This window comes from Blastococcus sp. DSM 46786, from assembly GCF_900109665.1.
Lineage (GTDB): Bacteria > Actinomycetota > Actinomycetes > Mycobacteriales > Geodermatophilaceae > Blastococcus > Blastococcus carthaginiensis.
Genome location: NZ_FOAO01000001.1, coordinates 255,098 through 269,567, shown reverse-complemented (window position 1 = coordinate 269,567; position 14,470 = coordinate 255,098). Strand labels below are relative to the sequence as shown.

Below are 14,470 nucleotides of genomic sequence, written 5' to 3'. Positions count from 1 at the left end.
TGGGGGAGCGTGGTCGTCCCTAGACTTCCGGAGGTGGAGATCCCCTTCCGTAGTTCGGGCCGCGCCAGCCTCGGCGTGGAGTGGGAGCTGCAGCTCGTCGACCGGGAGACCCGCGAGCTCGCCCCCGGCGCCGTCGAGATCCTCGAGGCCCTGCGCCCCGAGGGGGCCGAGGAGCACCCGAAGGCCAAGCACGAGCTCCTGCAGTCGACCATCGAGATCATCACCGGCGTCTGCACCACGGTGCGCGAGGCCAAGGCCGACCTCACGGGCACCCTCGCCGAGGTCGTCGCCCAGGCCGACCGGCGGGGGCTCGGGCTGCTCTGCGCGGGGACCCACCCGTTCACCGACTGGCAGACGCAGGAGATCTCGCCGAAGGAGCGCTACCAGGAGCTGGTGGAGCGCATGCAGTGGCTGGCCCGCCGCCTGCAGATCTTCGGGGTGCACGTGCACGTGGGCGTCCGCGCGCCGGAGAAGGTCATCCCGATCGTCAACGCGCTGTGCCAGTACGTGCCCCACCTGCTGGCGCTCTCCTCGTCCTCCCCGTTCTGGGTCGGCTGCGACACCGGCCTGGCGTCGGCCCGCACCAAGATCTTCGAGGGGATGCCGACCGCCGGGCTGCCCTTCCAGCTCGACGACTGGGGGGAGTTCGAGGAGTACATGGAGACGCTGATCTCCACCGGGAGCATCGAGAGCGTCCGCGAGGTCTGGTGGGACATCCGCCCGCACCCCGACTTCGGCACCGTCGAGCTGCGCATCTGCGACGGCCTGCCCACCCTCGACGAGATCGGCGCCGTCGCCGCCCTGGCCCAGTGCCTGGTCGAGCAGTTCGACACCCAGCTCGACCGCGGCTACACCCTGCCCCGCCCGGAGGAGTGGGTCGTGCGGGAGAACAAGTGGCGGGCGAGCCGCTACGGCCTGGACGCCGAGATCATCGTCGACGAGCACTACGCCGTCCGGCCGGTGCGCGAGGCGATCACCGAGCTGGTCGCGGAGCTGATGCCCACGGCCAAGCGGCTGGACTGCGAGGCCGAGCTCTCCGACGTGCTGCGGATCCTCGCGGTCGGCGCCTCCTACCAGCGGCAGCGGGCGGTGGCGCTGGAGCACGACGGCGAGCTGGCGCCGGTGGTGGACGGCCTGCTGGCCGAGCTGCGGGACGGCCTGCCCTCCTCGGGCCCCGCCGGCCGGCCCGACGGGCCGGTGCCCGGCCCGGCCGAGTGCGCGGGCGGGCACGCCGCATGACCCCGGTCGTCGAGAAGCTGGGCGCGGCCGTCGACGAGTGGGTCGGCGCCAACCGGTCGGCGCTGTCGGCCACCCGGCGGCACCTGCACGCCCACCCGGAGCTCGGCTACGCGGAGTTCGAGACGACGTCCTTCCTCGAGGAGCGGCTGCGGCACCACGGGCTCACGCCGCGCCGGTTGCCCACCGGAACCGGGCTCACCGTCGACGTCGGGACGGGCGAGGGGCCGGTGGTCGTCCTGCGGGCCGACATCGACGCGCTGCCGCTCAAGGACCTCAAGGACGTGCCGTACGCCTCCACCCGTGAGGGCCTGGCCCACGCCTGCGGTCACGACGTGCACACCACCGTGGTGCTCGGCGTGGCCGTCGCGCTCGCCGCGCTCGACGGGCTGCCCGGCACGGTCCGCTGCGTCTTCCAGCCGGCCGAGGAGACGGTGCCCGGCGGCGCCACCGAGGTGGTGGCCTCCGGCGTCCTCGACGGTGCATCCCGCGCCTTCGCCCTGCACTGCGACCCCTCCATCCCCGCCGGGACGATCGGGTTGCGGACGGGCGCCATCACCGCCGCCTGCGACCGGATGGACGTCACGCTCACCGGGCCCGGTGGGCACACCGCCCGGCCGCAGATGACCGTCGACCTCGTCGACGCGCTCGGGCGGATCATCACCGATCTGCCGGGGCTGCTCTCCCGCCAGGTCGACCCCCGCTCCGGGATGAGCCTGGTCTGGGGCGCGGTGAACGCCGGGGTCGCGGCCAACGCCATCCCGCAGCGGGGCACGCTGCGCGGCACGATCCGGGTGCTCGACCGGGACGCGTGGAAGGGGGCGGAGGAGCTGCTGCGCTCGCTGGTCGAGCGGGTCGTGGCCACCACCGGCGCGGAGGTCGACGTCGACTACATCCGCGGGGTCCCGCCGGTGATCAACGACCCCCGCGCCGTGGCGCTGCTGCGCTCGGCCGCGCTGGGCACGGTGGGTGCGGAGAACCTGGTGCTCTCGCCGCAGAGCATGGGCGGGGAGGACTTCGGCTGGTTCGCCGACGTCATGCCGATCGCGCTGGCCCGGCTGGGCACCCACGGCGGCGGCGCTCCCCTCGACCTGCACCGGGGCACCTTCGACGTCGACGAGCGCGCCATCGGCGTCGGCGTGCGGCTGCTCGCGCGCACCGCGCTGCTCGCGCTGGAGGCCGACGCCGAGCCCGCCGCGACCGGCGCCCAGGCACCCGCGCGCACGCGCCGACCCGCGCCCGGAGACACTTCTGCCCGACGAGCCCTGGACGAGAGGCGGGAACCAGAGGATGAGTTCCACCGACCACCGGACCAGCAGCGGTCCGGGGAGCGCACCGGCTGACGCCGACGTGCCGGCCGAGCACGCGGTCCCCGAGGACCTCGTGCTCGCGGGCGAGTTCGATGCGGTGACCCGCGACCAGTGGCGGGAGCTGGTCGCGGGCGTGCTGCGCAAGGCCGGGCGCGAGGAGCTCCCCGACCCGGCCGAGGACGCGCTGCGCCGGCCGGTGGCGCCGGGTGTGACGGTGGCCCCCCTCTACACCGCCGAGGACGCCGGCGACCTGCCCGCGGGCGTGGGCGTACCGGGCCTGCCGCCGTTCGTGCGCGGGGCGCGCCCGGCCGGTGGTCCGGCCGGCTCGGCCGAGGTGACCGCGTCCGGTGGCGCCGAGGGCGGTGCGTCCGGCGGGTGGGACATCCGTCAGCGGCACGCGCACCCCGACGTCGCCACCACCAGGGAGGCGATCGCCGCCGACCTGGAGAACGGCGTCACCTCGCTGTGGCTGGTGCTGGGCGAGGGCGCCATCCCGGTCGACGCGCTCGGTGAGGTGCTCGCCGACGTCTACCTCGACCTCGCGCCGGTGACCGTGCAGGGCGGCTTGGCGGCGGCCGAGGCGTTCCTCGCGCTGGTCGAGGGCCGCACCGACCTCGCACCCGGCGGCTCGCTCGGCCTGGACCCGCTGGGCGTCGAGGCGGCCTCCGGGGAGCGGCAGGACCTCTCCGGCCTCGCCGACGTCGCCCGCCGCGCGGCGGCCCACCCGGGTCTGCGCACCGTCGTCGTCGACGGCACGGTCTTCTCCGACGCGGGCGCCTCGGTGGTCGAGGAGCTGGGCTGCTCGCTCGCGGCGGGCGTCGCCTACCTGCGGGCGCTCACCGACGGCGGGCTGACCGTCGACGAGGCCGCCGCCCAGATCGAGTTCCGCTACGCCGCCTCGGCCGACCAGTTCACGACCATCGCCGCGCTGCGCGCCGCCCGCCGGCTGTGGGACCGCGTCGGCGAGGTCAGCGGCGCCTCGCCCGATGCCCGCGCCCAGCGGCAGCACGCCGTCACCTCGTCGGTGATGACGACGAAGCGCGACCCGTGGGTCAACATGCTGCGCACCACGGTGGCCTGCTTCGCCGCCGGCGTCGGCGGCGCGGACGCGGTGACCGTGCAGCCGTTCGACGCCGCGCTGGGCCTGCCGGACTCCTTCTCCCGCCGGATCGCCCGCAACACCCAGAACCTGCTGGTCGAGGAGGGGCACCTGGGCCGCGTGCTCGACCCCGCGGGCGGCTCCTGGTACGTGGAGTCGCTGACCGACGAGCTGGCCCGCGCCGCGTGGGAGTGGTTCACCGAGATCGAGCGGGCCGGCGGGCTCTCCGCGGCGCTGGCCTCCGGCCTCGTGCGCGACCGGATCGCGCAGGCCTGGGACGCCCGCGCGCAGCGGCTGGCCACCCGGGCCGACGCGATCACCGGCGTCAGCGAGTTCCCCAACCTCACCGAGAAGCTGCCCGCCCGACGGCCCGCGGCCGACGTGCTGCCGGCCACCGGCGGGCTGCCGCGGGTGCGCGCCGCCCAGGAGTTCGAGGCGCTGCGCGACGCCGCCGACGCCGCGGCCACCCGGCCCGCGGTGTACCTGGCGACCCTCGGCCCGGTCGCTCGGCACACCGCCCGGGCGACCTTCGCGGCCAACCTGTTCCAGGCCGGTGGCCTGGCCACACCGTCCGGCGACGGCGCGACGGGGCTGGCCGAGGCGGGCACGGCGGTGGCCTGCATCTGCGGCACCGACAAGGACTACGCCTCCGACGCCGCTGCGCTGGCCGGGGAACTGAAGCAGGCCGGTGCCACGCAGGTGTGGCTGGCCGGCAAGCCCGACCTCGCCGTCGAGGGTGTCGACGGGTACGTCTTCGCCGGCTGCGACGCGCTGGCGGCGCTGCGGCAGGCCCACGAGCAGCTGGGAGTGACGGCATGAGCGGGATCCCCGACTTCGGTTCCGTCGAGCTGGGCCGCCCGGCGGCGACGTACTCGGCCGACGAGTGGGCGAAGGCGTTCGAGGAGGCGACCGGGCGCGGCGTCGAGGAAGCGACCTGGGAGACCCCCGAGGGCATCGCCGTCCCGCCGCTTTACACCCCCGCCGACCTCCAGGGCCTGGACTTCCTCGAGACCCTCCCCGGGCTGCCGCCGTTCCTGCGCGGCCCCTACCCGACGATGTACACCACCCAGCCGTGGACGGTCCGCCAGTACGCGGGCTTCTCCACGGCAGCGGAGTCCAACGCCTTCTACCGGCGCAACCTCGCCGCCGGGCAGAAGGGCCTGTCGATCGCCTTCGACCTGCCCACCCACCGCGGCTACGACTCCGATCACCCCCGCGTGCCCGGCGACGTCGGCATGGCCGGTGTCGCGATCGACTCGATCCTGGACATGCGGCAGCTCTTCGACGGCATCCCGCTGGACCGGATGAGCGTGTCGATGACGATGAACGGCGCCGTGCTGCCGGTGCTCGCGCTCTACATCGTGGCGGCCGAGGAGCAGGGGGTGGAGCCGGGTCAGCTGACCGGCACCATCCAGAACGACATCCTCAAAGAGTTCATGGTGCGCAACACCTACATCTACCCGCCCAAGCCCTCGATGCAGATCATCAGCGACATCTTCGCGTTCACCTCGCAGCGGATGCCGAAGTTCAACTCGATCTCGATCTCGGGCTACCACATCCAGGAGGCCGGGGCGACGGCCGACCTGGAGCTGGCCTACACGCTCGCCGACGGCGTGGAGTACCTGAAGGCCGGGCAGGCCGCCGGCATGGACGTCGACGCGTTCGCGCCCCGGCTGTCGTTCTTCTGGGCCATCGGCATGAACTTCTTCATGGAGGTCGCGAAGCTGCGGGCCGGGCGGCTGCTGTGGGCGAAGCTGGTGAAGGAGGCGGGTGCTGCGAACCCGAAGTCGCTGTCGCTGCGCACCCACTCGCAGACCTCGGGCTGGTCGCTGACCGCCCAAGACGTCTACAACAACGTCGTCCGCACCTGCCTGGAGGCGATGGCCGCCACGCAGGGGCACACCCAGTCGCTGCACACCAACGCCCTGGACGAGGCGCTGGCGCTGCCGACGGACTTCTCCGCCCGCATCGCCCGCAACACCCAGCTGCTGCTGGCCCAGGAGTCGGGCACCACGCGCGTCGTCGACCCGTGGGGCGGCTCGGCCTACGTCGAGAAGCTCACCTACGACCTGGCCCGCCGGGCGTGGGCGCACATCGCCGAGGTCGCCGAGCACGGCGGCATGGCCCAAGCCATCGACGACGGCATCCCCAAGCTGCGCATCGAGGAGGCCGCGGCCCGCACCCAGGCCCGCATCGACTCCGGCCGCCAGCCGGTCATCGGGGTGAACAAGTACCGGGTCGACGCCGACGAGGCGATCGAGGTGCTCAAGGTCGACAACGCCGACGTGCTGGCCCAGCAGAAGGCCAAGCTCGAGCAGCTGCGCGCCGAGCGGGACGGCCGGGCCGTCACCGAGGCGCTCGGCCGGCTCACCGACGCCGCCCGCGCCGCCGCCGAGGGCACGCGCGGCAACGACCTGGACGCCAACCTGCTGAAGCTCGCCGTCGACGCCGCGCGGGCCAAGGCCACCGTCGGGGAGATCTCCGACGCGCTGGAGGCGGTCTACGGCCGGCACGCCGGCCAGGTGCGCACCATCTCCGGCGTCTACCGCGACGAGGCAGGAGCATCCGGGCCGATGGAGGAGACGCGCCGGCTGGCCGAGGAGTTCGCCGAGGCCGAGGGCCGCCGACCGCGCATCCTCGTGGCCAAGATGGGCCAGGACGGGCACGACCGCGGGCAGAAGGTCATCGCCACCGCGTTCGCCGACCTCGGCTTCGACGTCGACGTGGGCCCGCTGTTCCAGACCCCCGACGAGGTCGCGCGGCAGGCGGTCGAGGCCGACGTGCACGTCGTCGGCGTCTCCTCGCTCGCCGCCGGCCACCTCACGCTGGTGCCCGCGCTGCGCGACGCGCTGGCCGGGCTCGGTGCCGACGACGTGCTGATCGTCGTCGGCGGCGTCATCCCGCCCGACGACGTCCCGACGCTCAAGGAGATGGGGGCGGCGGCGGTCTTCCCGCCCGGCACGGTCATCGCCGAGGCGGCGCAGGAGCTGCTGCGGACGCTGTCCGGGCGTCTGGGGCACTGATGCCGCGGGACGTCGACGTCCCGGCGCTGGTCGAGGGGGTGCTCGCCGGGGACCGCCGGGTGGTGGCCCGCGCCATCACGCTGGTCGAGTCGCGGCGGGCCGACCACCGCGAGCGCGCCCAGGAGCTGCTGGTCGAGCTGCTGCCGCACGCCGGGGGAGCGCGGCGGATCGGCATCAGCGGCGTCCCCGGCGTCGGCAAGTCCACCTTCATCGACCAGCTCGGCGTGGACCTGACCGGTGCGGGTCACCGGGTCGCGGTGCTGGCCGTCGACCCGTCGTCGGCGCGGTCGGGTGGGTCGATCCTCGGCGACAAGACCCGCATGGCCCGGCTGGCGGTCGACGAGAACGCGTTCATCCGGCCCTCGCCGACCTCGGGCACCCTCGGTGGCGTCGCCCAGGCGACCCGCGAGTCGATGGTCGTGGTGGAGGCGGCCGGCCACGACGTGGTGCTGGTGGAGACCGTCGGCGTCGGGCAGTCGGAGATCACCGTCGCCGAGATGGTCGACTCGTTCCTCTTCCTGACCATCGCCCGCACCGGTGACCAGCTGCAGGGGATCAAGCGCGGCATCCTCGAGATCGCCGACGTCATCGCCGTCAACAAGGCCGACGGGCCGGCCGCCGTCGACGCCCGGAAGGCCGCGCGGGAGCTGTCGCAGGCGATCCGGCTGCTGCGTGGGCGCGGGAACGGGTGGGACGTCCCCGTGCTCACCTGCGCCGGGCTCACCGGCGAGGGCCTGGACGAGGTGTGGGCCAAGCTGGTCGAGCACCAGGAGCGGGCGAAGGTCTCGGGGGAGTTCGACGAGCGGCGCCGCGCCCAGCAGGTGCGCTGGACCTGGCAGCTCGTGCGCGACGGCCTGGAGCACCAGCTCCGGGCGCACCCCGGCGTGCGGGCCGCCGTCCCCGACCTGGAGAAGGCGGTGCTGGCCGGGGAGCTCACCCCCGCACTGGCCGCGCAGCAGATCCTCTCGACCTTCCGCGCCGGCTGACCCCTCGATCCCTCCGCGATCATGGCGCCGTGACCACTCCCGGGCCCCGCGAGGTGGTCACGGCGCCATGATCACCGGCGGGGGTTGCCTTCGTCCCCAGCCGCAGGCTCGTCCACAGATGCCGCACGGGACCCCTGCGCCTCGACCCGACCGGCCAGGGTCGGCCGCATGTCGCAGAGCTTCGTGCGCCTGGTGGCCCGCCAGGGTGGGGTCTTCACCCGCGACCAGGCGCTCGAGCGGCACCCCCCGGCGCGGATCCGGGCGGAGCTGCGCAGCGGTCGCTGGCGACGCACACCGTGGCGGGGGATCTACGTCGACGGCGAGCAGCCGGACGAGCTCCCGTCGCTGGTCCGGGCCGCCGCGCTCTGGCTCGGCGGCGACCTGGTCGCCTGTCACAGCACCGCAGCCCTCCTGTGGGGCTTCGACCTGCGGTCGGACACCGCGGCCGCCACCGATCGGCTGCACTTCCTGGGGCCGGCGGCGATGGACAACCGGCTGCTGCGGCAGCTCCAGGTGCACCCGTCGGTGCTCGACACCGAGGACGCGGTCCTCCGGAACGGGGTCTGGTGCACCCCGGGTGCACGCACGGCCTGCGACGTCGCGCGGCTCGGCGCGCCGATCGACACGCTGGCCACGCTCGACCGGGCCCTGCGCGCCGGCGCATGCACGCCTGAGCAGCTCGCCCACGAACGGGTGCGCCAACGCGGCCTGCGAGGGGTGCGGCGGCTCGACGAGCTGGTCCCCGTCGCCGACGCTCGGTCCGAGTCACCGATGGAGTCCCGGATGCGCTGGCGGTTCCTGGTCGCCCGCCTGCCGCCGCCGGCCGTCCAGCTCGAGGTGCGTGGCGCCGGTCGACGGCACCGGCTCGACGTCGGGTGGGAGGACCACCGCGTCGGCGCGGAGTTCGACGGGCTCGAGGCGCACATGACCCGGCAGCAGCTCGCCGCCGATCGCGACCGCCACAACTGGCTGAGCGAGCGCGACTGGAGGCTCCTGCACTTCACCGCGGTCGACGTCTACCGCCGTGCGGAGGCGATGGTCGAGCAGGTGCGCCGTCAGCTCACGGCCCGCCGCACCGTGATCATGGCGCCGTGACCACTTTAGGGCGGCCCGAGGTGGTCACGGCACCATGATCACGGGAAGGGGGGCGGCTCAGAAGGCGCTGCGGCAGTCGCGGGAGCGGAGCTCGCGCACGTAGTCGTCGGGAGCGCCGGCCGCCTCGGCGGCGTCGGCCATGGCACCCAGGTGCCGGGCCGAGGGCAGCCCGCCCTCGAAGGCGTCGAGCACGTAGACGTAGGCGACGACGTCGCCGCCCAGCAGGGCAGTCGCTCGCGTCCCGTCCCCCTGCGGAGCAGTGATGTGCACCCGCAGGTGCACCCGGCGGTAGAGGCCGGAGTCGGCGCCCTCCCAGGCGTCCAGAGCCCGCTCGTCCGCCTCGGTGAGGTCGTAGAGGGCGACGAACACACCAGGCGAGTCGTCCTCCGCCGGGACGAGCGTGGCCAGGGCGCCCTCCCAGCCCAGCTCCTCGCCCCCGAACGTCAGCCGCCAGCCGCGGATCCAGCCAGTGCCGGCGTGCGGGGACGACGGACACCGGCGCAGCATCTGAGCCGGGTCCATGTTCGACCCGTAGGCGGCGTAGAGGCCCATCCCGGCGAGCCTAACCACGCGGCCCGGCCGGCCGGGAACGGGCGGTGACGCCGATCCGGGCCGCGCCGGGGACAATGGCGGTTGACCGACCGCCCGGCAACGGAAGATGGAGCCATGACCCGCATCGTCATCATCGGTGGTGGCCCGGCCGGCTACGAGGCCGCGCTGGTCGCCGCGCAGCTCGGTGCGCAGGTCACCGTCATCGAGCGCGACGGCATCGGTGGTGCCAGCGTGCTCACCGACTGCGTGCCCTCCAAGGCCCTGATCGCGGCGGCCGGCGCCATGACGTCGGTGCGCGACTCCGCCGTCCTCGGCGTGCACGGGGCGGAGCTCGCCACCGTGAGCCTGGACCTGCCCGCCGCCAACCAGCGCGTGAAGAACCTGTCGATGGCGCAGTCGGCCGACATCCACGCGCGCCTGGACGCCGAGGGCGTGCGGATCGTCGCCGGGCGGGGGCGGCTGGCCGACGACGAGCCCGGTCTGGCCGCGCACGAGGTGGAGATCCTCGACGACGACGGCAACGTCCTCGAGGAGGTCGAGGGCGACGTCGTCCTCATCGCCACCGGCGCCGACCCGCGGGTGCTGCCCGGGGCCGAGCCCGACGGCGAGCGGATCCTCGACTGGCGCGACGTCTACGACCTGCAGGAGGCGCCGGAGCACCTCGTGGTCGTCGGCTCGGGCGTCACGGGCGCGGAGTTCGCCTCCGGCTACCTGGAAGCCGGCGTGCCGGTCACCCTCGTCTCCTCCCGCGACCGCGTGCTGCCGGGCGAGGACTCCGACGCCGCCGAGGTGCTCGAGCAGGTCTTCCAGTCCCGCGGTGGCCGTCTGGAGCGCGGCCGGGCCGCCGGCGTCAAGCGCACCGAGAAGGGGATCGCCGTCGAGCTCACCGACGGGCGCTGCGTCGAGGGTTCCCATGCCCTGATGACCGTCGGCACCGTGCCCAACACCGCCGGGCTCAACCTGGAGGAGCACGGGGTGCAGGTCACCGAGTCGGGGCACGTCGTCGTCGACCGGGTCTCCCGCACCTCGGTCCCGGGCATCTACGCCGCCGGCGACGTCACCGGCGTCTTCCAGCTCGCCTCCGTGGCCGCGATGCAGGGCCGGATCGCCATGTGGCACGCCCTCGGCGAGGCGGTGGCGCCGATCAAGCTCAAGACGGTGGCCGCCAACGTCTTCACCCACCCCGAGATCGCGACCGTCGGCGTGCAGGAGAAGTCGCTCGCCGAGAACGCCGACGTCGAGGCGGTGCGGCTGCCGTTGGCGACCAACGCCCGCGCCAAGATGAGCGACCTGCACGACGGCTTCGTGAAGCTGTTCGCCCGGCGGTCCACCGGCGTCATCGTGGGCGGCGTCGTCGTCTCCCCGGGGGCCTCGGAGCTCGTGCTGCCGATCGCGCTCGCCGTCACCAAGGGGCTGACGGTCGACGACCTGGCGCAGACCTTCGCCATCTACCCGTCGCTGTCGGGGTCGATCACCGAGGCGGGGCGACGCCTGATGGGTGCCGACGACCTGGCTTGAGGTGATGCCCCGGGGAGGTCCGGGGCGGCTGCGGCGGGTGTGACGGGAGTTCGGCTCAACATCGCCGATCCGGTGCCGACGGAGGGCGGGGCCGCCGATCCAGGAGTTGATGTCTCCTGACCACGACCTCCGTCGTCCCCGCGGCCGCCGTCGTCCCGCCCGCCCGCTCGGGCTGGCCGGTGCGGTCCTGGCCGCCGCTCTCGGCGTCGTCGCGGTGCCCGCCGTGGCCGCCGCCGACGGCGGGACGGCGACGGTCCGGGGCGAGCTCGTGCACGTCTGGGCGGAGGGCTCCGAGGGGCACCACGCCGAGGGGAGCGACGACACCACCCGGCTGAGCTGGGTGGCCACGGCCGACGGCGCGGTGCGCGTCCCGGCCGAGCAGGTCGCCGACGTCCCGGCCGGTGCCACGGTGGAGCTCACCGTCGGGCGGGCGGTCGAGGACGAGGCGAGCGCCGACGGGCACGACCCCGCCCGCACGGTGTTGGAGAGCGACGTCCTCTCCCCGCCGCCGGACACCTCGCCGGAGCCGCTGCCCGCGCCGCGGGGCGGCCTGACCAACGAGGTCACCGTCGTCCTGGTGGCGCCGGCGGGGACGGAGCCGGACGGCACGCGGCTGCGCGACGTCGTCACGACCGTCGACGGGGCGGTCGCCCGGTTCTGGTCCGAGCAGACCGGTGGCGCCGTCGCCCTCGGCGTCACCGGCCGGCACGACTGGGTGCGGACGACGGCCGGCTGCGCGGACCCGCAGGCGCTCTGGGACGAGGTCGCCGCCGAGGTCGGGTTCGCCGCCGGCCCCGGCAAGCACCTGATGCTCCGGCTGAGCGGCGAGAGCGCCGGCCAGCCGGCCTGCTCCTACGCGCTGGCCCAGGTCGGCGCCTCACCGGCGTCCGGCGGGCGTCTCTACGTGCGCGACGGCGGCGCCACCGTGATCGCCCACGAGCTCGGCCACAACTTCGGCCTCGGCCACTCCTCGGGGGAGCAGTGCGACGGCGCGGTCGAGGGCGGCTCCTGCCGCACCGCGGGCTACCGCGACTACTACGACGTGATGGGTGCCTCCTGGGCCCAGCTCGGCTCGCTCAACGCCGTCCAGGCCGCCGCGCTCGGCGTCCTCCCCGGCGACGCGCAGCGGACCGTCTCGGTGGGGGAGGGCGCCACGAGCGTCACCCTGGCGCCGCTGGCCGGCGGCACGGGTCTGCGGGCGCTCCGGCTCGTGGACGCCGAAGGGGTCGCCTACTGGCTCGAGTTCCGCTCCGCCACTGGGCGCGACGCCTGGCTCGGCACGCGGGACAACGTCTACCGCCTCGACGCCGGGGTGCTGCTGCGGCGGACGGGGCAGTTCCCCGACACCTCGCTGCTGCTGGACGGCACGCCCGGCCCGGCCGGTCGCTGGGAGGCCGATCTCCAGTTCGCCCTGCCGACCGGGGTCGCGGTCCCGCTGTCCGGGGGCGATTTCACCCTCACGGTGCGCGGCGTCGACGGCGGCGGGGCGGTGGTGGAGGTGGTCCCGGCGACCCGACCCGCGACCGCGGCCGCCGCGGTGCCGGCACAGCCGGCGCAGGGCAGCAGTGCCGGGCGCGGTACGGCCACCCCGGCCGGGGATGCAGGGCCGGTCGTGGGGACCGCACCCGGGGGAACGGCGCAGGCGCCGCTGGCGTGGGCCCCGGCGGTCGAGCTAGCGGTGCCGCGGGCGAGCATCCCGCTCGAGCCGGTCGGCGACAGCTCCAGCTCCTCCGGAGGCGTGCTGCTGCCCGTCGCCGGCTCGGTGCTCGGCGGCTCGGTGCTGCTGCTGGTGCAGGTGCTGCGCCGGCACCGCCTGCGTCAGGGCTGAGGCAGCGGCGGTCGACGCCTCAACGGCTGTCGCCGAGTTCCACCGGCCGGCACGGTTCAGTTGTGCCCCGCACATGCCGATACAGGCAGAGTCCCTTCGTCCTGGAGTCCTGCCGTGCGCGCTGCCCTTGGGGCCTGGTCCATGCGACCGCTAGTAGTCATCACCGTCGGGACCGTGCTGCTCGGTGCGGCAGGCGTCCCGTCGTCGCGGGCGGAGGAGCAGCCGACGGCGGCCGGCGACGTCGTGGTCGGGGAGTTGATTCAGGCCTGGGCCGACCCCGAGCACGACGGCCCCGCTGCGGAGCAGCACGCCGAGCACCCCGATGACGGACTGCTGAGCTGGATCGACGTCGCCGGCGGCGACACGGTCCGCGTCTCCACCGGCGATGTCGACGACATCGAGGTGGGCGCGACGGTCGAGGTGACGGTCGGGGCCGAGGTCCGTGACGAGGCCACGGTGGAGCACGGCCTGGAGCCCGCGCGCGAGGTCGTGACCGCAGAGGTGGTGGCTCCGGCGGAACCCGCCGCCGCCACGGCCCCGCACACCAACGGCGTGACGGTGGTGATGGTGCAGCCCGGCGGCGCGCCGCGCGACGGCAAGCAGCTGTCCGACGTCGTCACCGCGGTCGACGGTGCCGTCCGGCAGTTCTGGCACGAGCAGAGCGACGGTGCCATCACCGTGGCGGTCACCGGGAGCCACGACTGGCTCAGCACGACGGCCGGCTGCAGCACGCCGTTCCAGCTGTGGGACGAGGTCGCAACCGCGATCAGCTGGACCGGTGGACCGGGGCGCCACCTGCTGCTCTACGTCCCCTACGGCACCCCCGGCTGCTCGTACGGGCTCGGCACGATCGGCTCGGGCGTCGGCAGCGGCGGCCAGGTCTACGTGCAGGACACGGCCACGTCGGTGCTCGCCCACGAGCTGGGTCACAACTTCGGGCTCGGTCACTCCTCGGCGGTCCAGTGCGATGCCACGCCCGAGACGGCGCCCTGCCGGACGGTGTCGTACCGGGACATGTACGACGTCATGGGCATCTCCTGGGACCAGGTCGGCTCGCTCAACGCCCCGCACGCCGCCCGGCTCGGCTTCCTGCCGTCGGCTGCGCAGCGGTCGGTGTCCTCGACCGGCACCGGTGGCACCTACACGCTGAGCCCGATGGGGAGCCGCAGCGGGCTACGGGTGCTCGCGCTGACCGCGGGGACCACGCGCTACTGGGTGGAGTACCGCGCCGCCACCGGCCGCGACACCTGGCTGTCGGATCCTGCCGCCGCGAGCTACGGGTTGCAGCCCGGCGTCCTCGTCCGTCGTGGCGGTCCCGGACCCACCAGCGACACCTCGCTGCTGCTCGACGGCACCCCGGCAGGCCAGGCGGCCTGGGACCAGGATCAGCAGACCGTCCTGCCTGCCGGGAACCGGATGCTGCTCGAGCAGGGGCTCACCGTCAGCGTCGTCAGCACCTCGTCGACCGGGGCGACGGTGAACGTGCGCACGGCGGCGGACGGACCCGTGGACGACAGCCCGATCGCACGTCTCTACTCGTCGCTGGGCGGCAGCAACGGCCCGCTCGGGGCACCTCTGGCCGCTGAGCGGTGCGGACTGCGCGACGGCGGGTGCCAGCAGTCGTTCGAGCGCGGGGCGATCTACTGGTCCCCGGCAACGGGTGCCAGGACGCTCACCGGCGCGCTGGGTGCCCGCTGGGCGGAGCTCGGTGCCGAGACCAGCTGGCTGGGCTACCCCACGGGGGGCGCCGTCTGCGGGCTGCGGAACGGTGGCTGCCTCCAGCTCTTCCAGGGGGGTGGCCTGTACTGGTCGCCGGCGACCGG

10 protein-coding genes are annotated in these 14,470 nt (G+C 74.6%); 9 read left to right on the top strand and 1 reads right to left on the bottom strand.

What is annotated here, in order from left to right; translation table 11 throughout:
* Positions 1–33 precede the first annotated feature (33 nt).
* From BMW62_RS01270 to BMW62_RS01245, 6 genes are all read left to right on the top strand, one after another.
* Positions 34–1,239: a glutamate--cysteine ligase gene (locus BMW62_RS01270; protein WP_091929006.1), complete on the top strand. Its 1,206-nt coding sequence runs from the start codon at positions 34–36 to the stop codon at positions 1,237–1,239.
* Complete coding sequence (locus tag BMW62_RS01265) at positions 1,236–2,579, top strand: amidohydrolase (protein ID WP_091929165.1); 1,344 nt, start codon at positions 1,236–1,238, stop codon at positions 2,577–2,579. Before BMW62_RS01270 ends, BMW62_RS01265 begins: the two co-directional genes overlap by 4 nt.
* Complete coding sequence (locus BMW62_RS01260; RefSeq protein ID WP_091929005.1) at positions 2,527–4,464, top strand: methylmalonyl-CoA mutase subunit beta; 1,938 nt, start codon at positions 2,527–2,529, stop codon at positions 4,462–4,464. Before BMW62_RS01265 ends, BMW62_RS01260 begins: the two co-directional genes overlap by 53 nt.
* Positions 4,461–6,668 (top strand): methylmalonyl-CoA mutase, encoded by a 2,208-nt coding sequence (gene scpA / locus BMW62_RS01255; protein WP_091929004.1) that lies wholly within the window; start codon positions 4,461–4,463, stop codon positions 6,666–6,668. The genes BMW62_RS01260 and scpA overlap by 4 nt, the downstream gene beginning before the upstream one ends.
* The gene (gene meaB, locus BMW62_RS01250) at positions 6,668–7,654 is read left to right on the top strand and encodes a methylmalonyl Co-A mutase-associated GTPase MeaB (RefSeq protein WP_091929003.1); all 987 of its coding nucleotides are present in this window, start codon (positions 6,668–6,670) and stop codon (positions 7,652–7,654) included. The genes scpA and meaB overlap by 1 nt, the downstream gene beginning before the upstream one ends.
* Positions 7,655–7,822: 168 nt before the next feature.
* Entirely contained in the window at positions 7,823–8,749 is a 927-nt protein-coding gene (locus tag BMW62_RS01245) for an endonuclease domain-containing protein (protein ID WP_091929002.1), read from the top strand.
* Between the two features lie 57 nt (positions 8,750–8,806).
* Here the strand turns inward: BMW62_RS01245 and BMW62_RS01240 are convergent, their stop codons facing one another.
* On the bottom strand, positions 8,807–9,301 hold the full coding sequence (locus BMW62_RS01240) for a gamma-glutamylcyclotransferase family protein (protein ID WP_091929001.1): 495 nt from the start codon (positions 9,299–9,301) through the stop codon (positions 8,807–8,809).
* Between the two features lie 114 nt (positions 9,302–9,415).
* Here BMW62_RS01240 and BMW62_RS01235 point away from each other — a divergent pair, with 114 nt between their 5' ends.
* From BMW62_RS01235 to BMW62_RS22405, 3 genes are all read left to right on the top strand, one after another.
* The gene (locus BMW62_RS01235) at positions 9,416–10,819 is read left to right on the top strand and encodes an NAD(P)H-quinone dehydrogenase (RefSeq protein ID WP_091929000.1); all 1,404 of its coding nucleotides are present in this window, start codon (positions 9,416–9,418) and stop codon (positions 10,817–10,819) included.
* Positions 10,820–10,928: 109 nt separating this feature from the next.
* Complete coding sequence (locus BMW62_RS01230; RefSeq protein ID WP_091928999.1) at positions 10,929–12,647, top strand: reprolysin-like metallopeptidase; 1,719 nt, start codon at positions 10,929–10,931, stop codon at positions 12,645–12,647.
* Between the two features lie 174 nt (positions 12,648–12,821).
* Positions 12,822–14,470: M12 family metallo-peptidase (locus BMW62_RS22405; RefSeq protein ID WP_244523767.1), on the top strand; the 1,649-nt coding region annotated here is incomplete at its 3' end.

What these genes read in the sequence shown, in the direction of transcription:
- BMW62_RS01260 (WP_091929005.1), top strand. Translation starts at nt 2,527, where the DNA reads ATGAGTTCCACCGACCACCGGACCAGCAGCGGTCCGGGGAGCGCACCG.
- BMW62_RS01230 (WP_091928999.1), top strand. Translation starts at nt 10,929, where the DNA reads ATGTCTCCTGACCACGACCTCCGTCGTCCCCGCGGCCGCCGTCGTCCC.
- BMW62_RS01245 (WP_091929002.1), top strand. Translation starts at nt 7,823, where the DNA reads ATGTCGCAGAGCTTCGTGCGCCTGGTGGCCCGCCAGGGTGGGGTCTTC.
- BMW62_RS01240 (WP_091929001.1), bottom strand. Translation starts at nt 9,301, where the DNA reads ATGGGCCTCTACGCCGCCTACGGGTCGAACATGGACCCGGCTCAGATG.
- meaB (WP_091929003.1), top strand. Translation starts at nt 6,668, where the DNA reads ATGCCGCGGGACGTCGACGTCCCGGCGCTGGTCGAGGGGGTGCTCGCC.
- BMW62_RS01265 (WP_091929165.1), top strand. Translation starts at nt 1,236, where the DNA reads ATGACCCCGGTCGTCGAGAAGCTGGGCGCGGCCGTCGACGAGTGGGTC.
- BMW62_RS01235 (WP_091929000.1), top strand. Translation starts at nt 9,416, where the DNA reads ATGACCCGCATCGTCATCATCGGTGGTGGCCCGGCCGGCTACGAGGCC.
- scpA (WP_091929004.1), top strand. Translation starts at nt 4,461, where the DNA reads ATGAGCGGGATCCCCGACTTCGGTTCCGTCGAGCTGGGCCGCCCGGCG.